The organism is Streptomyces sp. WAC05292 (genome assembly GCF_003949955.1).
GTDB lineage: Bacteria > Actinomycetota > Actinomycetes > Streptomycetales > Streptomycetaceae > Streptomyces > Streptomyces globosus.
Window position 1 is genome coordinate 1 of sequence record NZ_RPSE01000197.1, and the last position, 11,045, is coordinate 11,045.

The 11,045-nt window shown below is 73.4% G+C and carries 12 protein-coding genes; 4 read left to right on the forward strand and 8 right to left on the reverse strand.

What is annotated here, in order from left to right:
• Together EF903_RS20040 and EF903_RS20045 are read left to right on the forward strand one after the other, a co-directional pair.
• On the forward strand, positions 1–531 hold a 531-nt coding region (locus tag EF903_RS20040; RefSeq protein WP_125545099.1), incomplete at its 5' end, for a DUF4352 domain-containing protein.
• Between the two features lie 56 nt (positions 532–587).
• The gene (locus tag EF903_RS20045; protein ID WP_125545101.1) at positions 588–1,079 is read left to right on the forward strand and encodes a DUF5949 family protein; all 492 of its coding nucleotides are present in this window, start codon (positions 588–590) and stop codon (positions 1,077–1,079) included.
• A gap of 67 nt (positions 1,080–1,146) precedes the next feature.
• Here the strand turns inward: EF903_RS20045 and EF903_RS20050 are convergent, their stop codons facing one another.
• Complete coding sequence (locus EF903_RS20050; RefSeq protein WP_125545103.1) at positions 1,147–2,424, reverse strand: cytochrome P450; 1,278 nt, start codon at positions 2,422–2,424, stop codon at positions 1,147–1,149.
• Positions 2,425–2,479: 55 nt separating this feature from the next.
• Positions 2,480–3,634 (reverse strand): low temperature requirement protein A, encoded by a 1,155-nt coding sequence (locus EF903_RS20055; RefSeq protein WP_125545105.1) that lies wholly within the window; start codon positions 3,632–3,634, stop codon positions 2,480–2,482.
• Positions 3,635–3,759: 125 nt separating this feature from the next.
• Here EF903_RS20055 and EF903_RS20060 point away from each other — a divergent pair, with 125 nt between their 5' ends.
• On the forward strand, positions 3,760–3,972 hold the full coding sequence (locus EF903_RS20060) for a hypothetical protein (protein WP_125545107.1): 213 nt from the start codon (positions 3,760–3,762) through the stop codon (positions 3,970–3,972).
• Between the two features lie 13 nt (positions 3,973–3,985).
• Here the strand turns inward: EF903_RS20060 and mscL are convergent, their stop codons facing one another.
• From mscL to EF903_RS20090, 6 genes are all read right to left on the reverse strand, one after another.
• A complete protein-coding gene (gene mscL / locus EF903_RS20065) occupies positions 3,986–4,477 on the reverse strand; it encodes a large conductance mechanosensitive channel protein MscL (protein WP_185902734.1) in 492 nt (163 codons plus the stop codon).
• 141 nt (positions 4,478–4,618) lie between these two features.
• The gene (locus tag EF903_RS20070) at positions 4,619–5,161 is read right to left on the reverse strand and encodes a hypothetical protein (RefSeq protein ID WP_125545111.1); all 543 of its coding nucleotides are present in this window, start codon (positions 5,159–5,161) and stop codon (positions 4,619–4,621) included.
• Between the two features lie 230 nt (positions 5,162–5,391).
• On the reverse strand, positions 5,392–6,225 hold the full coding sequence (locus tag EF903_RS20075; protein WP_125545113.1) for an S-methyl-5'-thioadenosine phosphorylase: 834 nt from the start codon (positions 6,223–6,225) through the stop codon (positions 5,392–5,394).
• Between the two features lie 77 nt (positions 6,226–6,302).
• On the reverse strand, positions 6,303–6,575 hold the full coding sequence (locus tag EF903_RS20080) for an FmdB family zinc ribbon protein (RefSeq protein WP_125545114.1): 273 nt from the start codon (positions 6,573–6,575) through the stop codon (positions 6,303–6,305).
• Positions 6,576–6,642: 67 nt separating this feature from the next.
• On the reverse strand, positions 6,643–7,953 hold the full coding sequence (locus EF903_RS20085; RefSeq protein WP_125545116.1) for an MFS transporter: 1,311 nt from the start codon (positions 7,951–7,953) through the stop codon (positions 6,643–6,645).
• Between the two features lie 423 nt (positions 7,954–8,376).
• Positions 8,377–9,936 (reverse strand): potassium/proton antiporter, encoded by a 1,560-nt coding sequence (locus EF903_RS20090; RefSeq protein WP_260615648.1) that lies wholly within the window; start codon positions 9,934–9,936, stop codon positions 8,377–8,379.
• Positions 9,937–10,169: 233 nt separating this feature from the next.
• Between EF903_RS20090 and EF903_RS20095 the strand changes: the two genes are divergently transcribed.
• On the forward strand, positions 10,170–11,045 hold an 876-nt coding region (locus EF903_RS20095), incomplete at its 3' end, for a penicillin acylase family protein (RefSeq protein ID WP_148142545.1).

Here is an 11,045-nt window from a genome sequence, read left to right on the forward strand (position 1 = left end):
GGCGGGCACCGCGCCGCGTCCGCGCCCGCCGCGGTGCCCGCCGCCCCGGTGGACGACGGCGCGCCGGGCGACGACGGCGCCGGGGCCGGCGGCTCCGGGCAGCTCCGCGGCGCCGTCAGGGAAGTACACGTCGGGGACGCCGTACGGGTGCACGGACGGCAGGTGGGCCGGCACCTCCAGGCCGTGCTGAACGCCTTCGTCGACCCGGCCGTCAGCGCCGACAAGAACTACTCCCCGCCGGCCGGGAAGCGCTGGGTGGCCGCCTCGATGTCGTTCGCCAACATCGGCGGGGCCTCGTACGGGGCGCTCGGCGGCATGTGGGCGCACGACAGCTCCGGGCAGCGCCACCCGGTCGTTCGGACCGGCGAACTCACCACCGGCAAACCCCTCGTATTCGATTCCCTCGCGGTCGGCGAGCGGGCCGAGGGGTGGGTCGTGTTCGAAATTCCGCAGAACGCCCGCATCGTGCGGCTCGAATACCACGACGCGAACGTCCAGGCGAATTCCGGAGAGGGATTCTGGGCCGTATAGCCCGCCCGGGTGAAAGCCCGTCGGAGCCCTTCGGAAGGGCCACTAGGGTGCGGCGCATGACTTCCACACAAGCGGCAACCGACCGGACCCTGCTCGGCACCCTCTCGGTGCTCGCATGGATCGGCGACCCCTCCGAAGGACACGACGTCCCCTACCTCCTCGCCTACGCGCTCGGCGACGGGCCGCAGGGCCGCGAGGCGGGCGAGGAGGCCGCCCGCGCGCTCCTCGGGGAAATGGGCCTGCGCATCGGCGACGTCGTCGAGGACGGCACCCACAACCCGGCGGCCTTCCCGGTGCAGGTGGTGCTCGCCGACAACCAGGTGGCCCTCACCATGCCCGGCCTGAACGCCACCTGCACCGCCCCCGACGAGTGGGTCGCCGCCGCCAACGAGAGCGGCCAGGTCTACTTCCTGTTCGCCACCCGCGCCTGGCCCGAGGCCGTGCCCGGCCGCCCCGTCGACCCCGAGGTCCTCAAGGCGTTCGCCGGCGACGAGGCGGTCCTCACCAGCAGCGCCCACTGCATCCTGTCGGTACGCCGCCTCCAGTAGCCGCCCCGCCCGCGCGGCCCGGCGCCGGCGGTGCACGGCTCGGCGGCGGGCCGCGGCGGCGGCCGCGTCAGGCGCCGTCCGGGGCGTCGAAGGCGAAGCGCAGCGAGCGGACCCGGTTGTCGAAGTTCGACCCGGCAAGGTCCGGCAGGCCCACGGCGCGCAGCCCGACCGGCCGGGTCAGCAACTCCCGGAACAGGGCTTTCATCTCCACCCGGGCCAGGTGCGCGCCCAGGCAGAAGTGCGGTCCGCCGCCGCCGAAACCGAGGTGCGGGTTGGGCGAGCGGGCGATGTCGAACGCGTCCGGGTCGGGGAAGACCGCCTCGTCCCGGTTGGCGGAGGCGTAGTACAGCACCACCTTCTCGCCCGGCAGGAACAGGCGGCCGCCCAACTCGTGCTCGGCGACGACCGTCCGGCGGAACTGGATGATCGGCGTCGAGTGCCGGATCATCTCGTCGACGGCGCCGTCCGCGTACGCCTCGAAGTCCCCCAGCAGCAGGTCCCGCTGGTCCGGGTGGTCGGTCAGCAGGCTCAGCCCGTGCGTGATCGCGTTGCGCGTCGTCTCCACCCCCGCGACCATCAGCAGCGAGAAGAAGGCGCCCAGTTGGCGCGCGCCCAGCGCCTGCCCGTCGACGTTCGCGCAGACCAGCGCGGAGATCAGGTCGTCCCCGGGGTTGCGGCGGCGCTCCCGCCCGATCGCCGCGACCATCCGCTGCATGCGGGCCAGCGCGCGCAGCCCCCGCCCCGGCATCCGCAGCCGGGAGGCCAGGCCCCGCTCGACGCCGATGTTCTCCGAGGCGTGGTTGACCCGGTCGGCGATCTCCGGCCGGTACCGCTCCGGAATGCCCATCATGTTGCAGATGACCTCCAGCGGCAGCCGGGAGGACACCGCCGAGACGAACTCCTCGGGCCGCTCCGCGAGGACGTCGTCCACGATCCGGGCGGCCACCGCGTGGACGTCCGCCTCGGCCGCCGCCAGCAGCCGCGGTGTGAACGCCCGCTGGACGACCTTGCGCAGCCGGGCGTGGTCCGCGCCGTCGAGGTTCACCATCGAGTCCCCGAACAGGGCCCGCACCCAGCGCGCCGGCTCGGGCGTGGTGACCCCGGGGGCGCTCGCGAAGACCTTCGGCAGCCGGCTCGCCTCCTGCACCTCCGCGTGCCGCAGCAGCGCCCAGTGCCCGCGGCCCCGGCCCTCGGGCACGTACACGGGAGAACCGAGGGCCCGCAGCCGGGCGAAGGCGTCGAGCCGCGCCTGCGGCGGCTGCCGCCAGAACGCCGGGTCGGCGAGCTCCCCGCACTCCGCCACCGCCGGGGCCGCCTCCGCGTTCCGCTGTACCGGGACTTCCATCGCGCCTTCTTCCTGTCGCCGGCGCACCCCCGGCGGCCGTCGCCGCGCGCGCTCCTCACGCACCAGAACGCTCCCACCGGGCCGAGGTCACGCCGACCGCGACCGTCGCCGCCGCGACCAGCCCGGCCCACAGCACCGCGTACGCGCCCGTCCACGCGCAGGCGAGGACGGCCAGCGCCGCCACGGGCAGGGTGAGCTGCCGGACCGCGCCGTGCTTGAAGTACCGCGCGTGCAGCAGCCACACGAACGCGAGGAACAGCGCCGCCGGAACGGTCACCGCGAGGTTGGCCGCCGTCTGCGACAGGTGCGCCTTGCCGACGGCGTACTCGACGGCCACCTCGATGCCCGCGCCGATCGCCGCCGCCGAGGCGAAGATGACGTAGTGCCCGTAACCCCACGGGATCGCCTCGCGGTTGGTGCGCAACCGGTCGTGCGCGGGGACGGCGAAGTAGATCCACCAGGCCGAGAACACCAGCAGCAGGCCGCCCGCCGCGATGGGCAGCAGCAGGTCCAGTGCCTCGTGCTCGTCGAGCGCGGACTGGACGGCGACCGTGCTCGCCGCGATGGTCTCGCCCAGGACGATGATGGTGAACAGGCCGTACCGCTCGGCGATGTGGTGCGGGTGCCACGGCGTCTGGTGCGTCCGCTCGGCGATCACCGGGACGAGCAGCTCGGCCGCCACCAGCACCAGGAACGCCCACCGGCGGGCCGGTTCGGGGACCGCGAGCAGTCCCACCCAGCCGATCTGGCAGACGACGAGCCCGGCGGCGTAGGTGAGGGCGCAGCGGCGGGCCGGCCCCCTCTCCCCGGCCGCGGCCCGCAGCCACTGCACGGTCAGCGCCAGGCGCATCACCACGTAGCCGAGGACGGCGACCGTCCAGTCGTAGTCGTTGAACGCGCGGGGGATGCCCGCCGAGTAGACGAGCACGCCGGAGATCTGCACGAGCGTCGCGATCCGGTACGGCACGTCGTCGACGTCGTAGGCGGAGGCGAACCAGGTGAAGTTCATCCAGGCCCACCAGACGCCGAAGAAGACGAACAGGTAGCCGGTCACGCCCTGGGCGACGTGGTCCTCGGCGACGGCGTGGACCAGTTGCCGGCCGGCCTGTGCCACCGCCACGACGAAGCACAGGTCGAAGAACAGCTCCAGAGCCGTCGCGGCCCGGTGCCGTTCCTCCCGGTCGCGGGCGGTCATGGTTGCGTACGCCATGCCGCCAGGACACCAGCCGCGGCAGCGGCGGCAGGCGAGGCGCGCGGTCACGCGCGCCCGCGTGCCCCGGGCGGGCGTGCGCCGGGGGCGCGGACGGCGCCCGGGACCGGCCGTACCCTGGAGGCATGAGCACCGCCCCCGCCTCCGACGACCGCCGCCCCGAGCCCGCGGCCGAGCCGTCGCCGAAGAAGCCGAAGCCGCGGCTGGTCTTCGACGACCCGCTGGACCAGCAGTCCTCGGACGACACCGACCGCGGCTGGGGGGAGCGGCCGCCCGCCGCCGGGAGCGCGGCCGACCTGGCCCGCTTCCTCGACGAGAAGCCGCCCCACCACCTGTGACGGGCCTGACCGCCTAGAGGCGGGAACCCGGGGCGCCGGAGCCGCCGCCGTTCAGGGCGCGCTGGGCGACCAGCTCGTTGCGGATCTCCTTCAGCACCTCCAGCTCGGTGACCTCGATGGTCTCCTGCACCCCCTCGCGGGCCTTGCGGCGCTCCTCCACCCGGGCCAGGTACTTGGCCATCGGCAGCACCATCAGGAAGTAGACGACCGCCGCCGTGATCAGGAAGGTCAGGGTGGCGTTCAGCACCGAGCCCCACAGGATGTTGACGCCGATCGCCTCGCCCTTCTCGTCGACCCCGCAGGGGCCCTTCAGGCAGGAGGAGTACACGTCCAGGCTCTTGGTGCCGATCGCGCCGACCAGCGGGCTGATGATGCCCTTCACCACCGAGTTCACGATGTTGGTGAACGCCGCGCCGATGACCACCGCGACGGCCAGGTCGACCACGTTGCCCCGCATCAGGAAGGCCTTGAAGCCCGCCAGGACGCTTTCCTTCTTCTTGCTCACGACTGAGCCCTTCCTCGAATCCGCCATGCATGGAGCCAACGGTTCCGAAAGCTACGGCAGTCGGGCACGGCCGTGTCCAATCGGGCGCCCGTCCGCGGTGGACCGACGGCACTCCAGTCCGATTCGCCAGGGCCGGCCGCCTCAGCACAGCGCCACCGCCAGCCGGGCGGTGGCCGCCGCCCCCACCAGCTCCCGCGCGGTCTCCCGGGGCACGGACAGCACCACCAGCGCCCCGCCGTCCCCGGCCGCCCCCGCCTCCTCGGCGGGCGGGGGCACCCGGGACACCCGGGCCCCCGCCGCGACCACCCGCGGCGGCCCCGAACGCCCGGCCGCGACGACGTCCACCCGGTCGCCCGGGCGCAGCAGCCGCACGGTCGCCGCGTCCGCGATGCGCACCGGCGCCGACACCGTCCGCACGGCCGCGGGAGGCGGCCCCGCCGCCGGCGGGGGCGCGCCGCGGGAGGCCTGGGCGGCCTGGCCGCCGCCCGCCACCGCGAGCACGGCCGCGGCCAGGGCCAGTGCCCCGGAGGCGGTGCGCCGCCGCCGGCGCAGTACCGGGCGCAGCCGGTAGCGGGCCGGGCCGACCCGCAGCGGCGCGAAGGCGGGCACGCGCCGCGCGGGCGGGCACGAGGAGAGCGCGGGCAGGGAGGGGGAGAGGAGGGTGCCGAGGGTGTCGGAGGACATGGCTGCCACCACCAGGAGGTCGGATTCGGGGTCCGGACCCGGCGTCCGGACACCCCCACGATCCGCCTCCCCGGCAGGCCCCGCCCGGACCTGTGGAGGGTGGCGGGGCTGTGGACAACCCCGCCACCCTCCCGGGCGGCCCGTCCGCCACTTGCGCAGCCCCCGCGACACAGGCCCCGTACGCGGCCCCGGTACGTCGGCCCCGCGACGCAGGCCCGTTGCGCCGATCCTTACGGCAGCTCGATCCCCAGGTCCCAGCCGTCGTGCGCGTGCGTGCACAGGCAGTCCCGGCCCTCCGTCGCCGGCAGCGCCGCCACCGCGTCGAAGAGGACCTCGCGCAGCCGGCCGACGTTCTCGCCGAAGACCCGCAGCACCTCGGTGTGCGAGACGCCCTCGCCGGTCTCGGCGCCCGCGTCCAGGTCCGTGACCAGTGCCATCGACGTGTAGCAGAGCCCCAGCTCACGGGCCAGGACGGCCTCGGGGTGGCCCGTCATGCCCACCACGGACCAGCCCATCGCCGCGTGCCACTGCGATTCGGCGCGCGTGGAGAACCGCGGCCCCTCGACCACGACCATCGTGCCGCCGTCGACCGGCTCCCAGCCGCGGCCGCGCGCCGAGGCCAGCGCCACCGCCCGGCCGGCCGGGCAGTAGGGGTCGGCGAAGGTGGTGTGCACGACGTTCGGGACGGAGCCGTCCGGCAGGGGTTCGCCGTCGAAGAAGGTCTGCGCGCGCGACTTCGTACGGTCGACCAGCTGGTCGGGGACCAGCAGCGTCCCCGGGCCGTACTCGGCGCGCAGCCCGCCGACCGCGCAGGGGCCGAGCACCTGGCGCACCCCGGCCGCCCGCAGCGCCCACAGGTTGGCGCGGTAGTTGATGCGGTGCGGCGGGACCTTGTGGCCCCGGCCGTGGCGGGGCAGGAAGGCGACCCGGCGCCCGGCCAGCTCGCCGAGGAAGAGGGAGTCGCTCGGGGCACCGTACGGGGTGTCCACCCGGACCTCGGTCACGTCCTCCAGGAAGGAGTAGAAGCCGGATCCGCCGATGACACCGATCTCTGCGTCAGTCATGTGATCACCCTAACGGGGCATGCGGAAGGCCCCGCCGGCCGGAAGGGCGACGGGGCCTCGCAAGGCACGTGACGGGATCAGGCGGCCGAGGTGGAGCTGCTGCTCGACGACGACGCGGCCGGAGCGGCGGCGGCCGGCTTCGGCGTGGAGGCCGGGGTGCTGCTCGACGAGGCGCCGCGGCTGTCGTTGCGGTAGAAACCGGATCCCTTGAAGACGATGCCGACCGCGGAGAACACCTTCTTCAGGCGTCCCTGGCAGCTCGGGCACTCGGTCAGTGCCTCGTCGGTGAACTTCTGCACGGCCTCAAGGCCCTCACCGCACTCGGTGCACTGGTACTGGTAGGTCGGCACGAATTTCCTCCTGGCACTCTGACTCGATGAGTGCTAACGATGCTCCATGGTGACGCATTCCGCCGGATCAGTCCACCGTCACCGGCGTGCGGTGACCCACGCCACGCCCGTCGGCGGTACCGGTGCGGGCCGCGGACGCGCCGACGACGCGGCTCGGGGCCTTGGGGGCCAGCTTGGCCCGCAGGGCGACGAGGGTGGCGAAGGCCAGGACGGTACCGGCCATCGGGACCAGGAAGCCGTACGCGGAGCCGTGCGAGTCCGTCAGGTTGCCGGCCGCGATCACGGCCACGGCCTGGCCGAAGGCGACGGCGCCGGTGAGCCAGGTGAAGGCCTCGGTCCGGGCGTTCGCCGGGACCAGGGCCTCGACCATGGTGTAGCCGGTGATCAGGGCCGGGGCGATGCACAGGCCGACGAGGAGGCCGAGTCCGCCGAGCAGGATCGCGGAGTCCGCGGTCCACAGCACCGACGCGGCCGCGGTCAGGCCGGCGTACCCGAGCAGCAGGCGGCGGCGCGGGCCGATCTTCCAGGCGATGGCCCCGCAGGCGATGCCCGCGACCATGTTGCCGGCGGCGAAGACGCCGTAGAGCACGCCGTTCGCGCCCGGGTTGCCGATCTCGTTGGAGAAGGCGGCCAGGGACACCTGCATGCCGCCGAAGACGGCGCCGATGCCGAGGAAGGCCGCGATCAGGACCCGCAGGCCGGGGTGGGCCAGCGCGGAGCCGCGGCGGGCGCCGCCGCCCTCGTGGTGCGCGTGCGCGCGGGGCTGGGAGGCGCGGCGGGCGGCGAAGACGAGGCCGCCGGCGAGGGTGAGCACGGCCTCGGTGGCCAGGCCGGCGGCCGGGTGGACGCCGGTGCACAGGGCGGTGGCGAGGACGGGGCCGACGACGAAGGTGAACTCGTCGGTGACGGACTCGAACGCGGCGGCGGTAGGCAGCAGCGGCGAGCCCTCCAGCCGGGCGGCCCAGCGGGCCCGCACCATGGGGCCGACCTGCGGCACGGAGGCGCCGGTCGGGACGGCGGCCGCCGCCAGCGCCCACAGCGGGGCGTCCGTCAGGGCGAGGGCGACGAGCCCGGCGACGGCTGCGGCGTGTGCGAGGACGCCCGGGACGAGCACGGCGCTCTGGCCGTGGCGGTCGGTCAGGGAGCCCATGACCGGGGCGAACAGCGCCATCGAGATGCCGGTGACGGCGGAGACGATGCCGGCGCTCGCGTACGAGCCGGTGGTGTGCTGGACCAGCAGCAGGATGCTGATCGTCAGCATGCCGAAGGGGAGGCGGGCGGCGAACCCCGGGAGTACGAAGCCGAGGGCGCCGGGAGTGCGCAGCAGCTGTCCGTAACCGGGTCGGGCGGACGTGTCGGTCGTGACCGCGGATGTCACGGCCTGGCCTTTCCGCTGCCTGGTAGAGCTCCCGGTCTGCGGAGGTGTTTCGCTGGTGAGCGGCCGCACCCGTACGTAGGAGCCCCGAGAGCTGTCCTCTTGCGCAGAACCGAGTGATACCTGGGCGCCCCGCCCACTGCGGGGGCAGCCACGGCCGCTTTGCGGTCGCGCCAGCTCTGCATCAGGCAGAGTTGGTTCGATGTGGTGTGCCTTTATGGTACAGGCAGCTACGCTCTCACACCCTGTGATTCCGCTGACAAGCCATGCCTTTGCCTGCGATTAAGCGGAACTTCACGCTCCGTGGACCATGGAATAAGGGCAAAGCCCTGCATAATCCATCGAAAATGGCCGAATTTGAGCGACGTTCAAAGACGTACGGGCCCCCCGACCCCCTCGAAACGAGGCGGCCGCCGCCCGCGGGGATCACCCTCCGGGGCGGTGCCGGCGCCGGAGGCCGTGGGCCGTGCGGCGCCCGCCGCCGTGGCCCGCTCCGTTCCCCGTCCCCAGCCATCCGGCCAGCTTGCCGCCCCGGGTGACCGCCCGCAGCCGCGCCTCCGCGGCGTCCCGCACCGGGTCCGTGGCCACCACCAGCAGCTCGTCCCCGCGCCGCAGCACCGTCGACGGCAGCGGCACGAAGCTCTCGGAGTCCCGCACCACCAGCGTCACCGAGGCGCCCGGCGGCAGGCGCAGCTCGCTCACCTCGACGCCGTGCATCCGCGAGGCCGCCGGGATGGAGAAGGACAGCAGGTGCCCGCGGAGCTTCTCCAGCGGGGCGGACTCGATGCCCAGGTCGGCGGCCGTCTCGTCGCCGGCGGCGATGTCCAGCTTCCGTGCCACCCAGGGCAGCGTCGGCCCCTGGACCAGCGTGTAGACGATGACCAGCACGAAGACGATGTTGAAGACGCGGTCGCTGCCCTCGATGCCCGTCACCAGCGGGATCGTCGCCAGGATGATGGGGACGGCGCCGCGCAGGCCCGCCCACGACATCAGCGCCTTCTCCTGCCAGGGCAGCCCGAACGGCAGCAGGCCGGCGAACACCGACAGCGGCCGCGCCACCATCGTCAGCACCAGGCCGATGACCACCGCCGGCCAGAAGTCCCCGGCCAGCTCGTGCGGCGTGACCAGCAGTCCGAGCAGGACGAACATGCCGATCTGGGCGATCCAGCCGAGCCCGTCCGCGAACCCGCGCGTGGCCGGCCAGTGCGGCAGCTTCGCGTTCCCCAACACCACGGAAGCCAGGTATACGGCGAGGAACCCGGAGCCGTGCGCCATCGCCCCGGCCGCGTACGCGGACACCGCGATCGCCATGACGGCGATCGGGTACAGGCCCGAGGCGGGCAGCGCCACGTGCCGCAGCCCGTACGCGCCGAGGAAGCCGACGGCGAGGCCGATCGCCGCGCCGATGGCCAGCTCCAGCCCGATCTCCCAGACCAGGACGTACCAGGAGTGGACGGGCTCCGCCGCCGACAGCGCGACGACCAGGATGACGACGGGCGCGTCGTTGAAACCCGACTCCGCTTCCAGCACACCCGTGATCCGGGACGGGAGCGGCACCTTCCGCAGCACCGAGAAGACGGCCGCCGCGTCGGTCGAGGAGACGACCGCGCCGATCAGCAGGGCCTGCCGCCATTCCAGCCCGACCAGGTAGTGCGCCCCCGCGGCCGTCACGCCGACGCTCACCGCGACGCCGACCAGCGACAGCATGGCCGCAGCCGGCAGGGCCGGCCTTATCTGCGTCCACTTCGTGCCGAGACCGCCCTCGGCGAGGATCACGACGAGTGCCGCGTACCCGATGACCTGGGTCAGCTCGGCATTGTCGAAGGCGATGTTGCCTATGCCGTCCTGCCCCATCGCGATCCCGATGCCGAGGTAGATGAGCAGGCTGGGGAGGCCGCTGCGCGAGGAGAGGCGCACCGCCGCCACGGCGACGAGCAGGACGAGCGAGCAGGCGAGCAGGAGTGCATTGAGCGTGTGGACGGTCAGCGGGCGGCCCTCCCTCAACGCGCCTGGCGGATCGCTCCTCCGGGCGACCGGCGGTGATGTAGTTCGTTACCTTACCTAATCTTTGACGCATCCTTTACGCGATACCCACATTGTGAAACACCTGTTCGGGCCTGTCCTGAGGACCTCGACCCCTGCCGGATCAACGGACCCGGTCCTGCGCCTATGGTTGCTCTCAGCATTCCCAGGACCACCCTGCCCCTCGAAGGACAGCGATGCCCGCCAACGAAACCGCCCCTTCCGCCAAGAAGAAGGGACGACGCGCCCGTCTGATCGTGCTCGTTCTGGTCCTGGGGCTCCTCGCGGGCTTCGGGTACGGGACGTACTGGAGCGCGGACACCATCCGCGCCTCGTTCCCGCAGACGAGCGGCACCCTCTCCGTGCCCGGCCTCACCGGGGCCGTCGAGGTCAAGCGCGACGCCCACGGCATCCCGCAGCTCTACGCGGACAACGACGACGACCTCTTCCGCGCGCAGGGCTTCGTCCACGCCCAGGACCGCTTCTGGGAGATGGACGTCCGCCGCCACATGACCTCCGGCCGCCTCTCCGAGATGTTCGGCCCCGGCCAGGTCGAGACGGACGCGTTCCTGCGCACCCTCGGCTGGCGCCGCGTCGCGGAGGCCGAGTACAACACCAAGCTCTCCCCCGACACCAAGAAGTACCTCCAGGCGTACGCCGACGGGGTCAACGCCTACCTCAAGGGCAAGTCCGGCAAGGACCTCTCCGTCGAGCACGCCGCCCTCAAGCTCAGCGACGACTACCGGCCCGAGCAGTGGACGCCCGTCGACTCGGTGGCCTGGCTGAAGGCCATGGCCTGGGACCTGCGCGCCAACATGCAGGACGAGATCGACCGCGCGCTGCTGGCGAACAAGCTCACCCCGCAGCAGATCGAGGAGCTCTACCCGCCCTACCCGTTCGACCGGAACAAGGCGATCGTCGAGGGCGGCCGGATCGAGGGCGGCAAGTACAGCCCGCAGGGCAGCGGCTCGGGCTCCGGCTCCGCCGGCGGCTCCGGCAGCGGCTCGGGCTCCGGCGGCACCGGCACCGGCGGATCCCGCTCGCAGACGCCGCCCGCCTCCCCCGTCTCCACC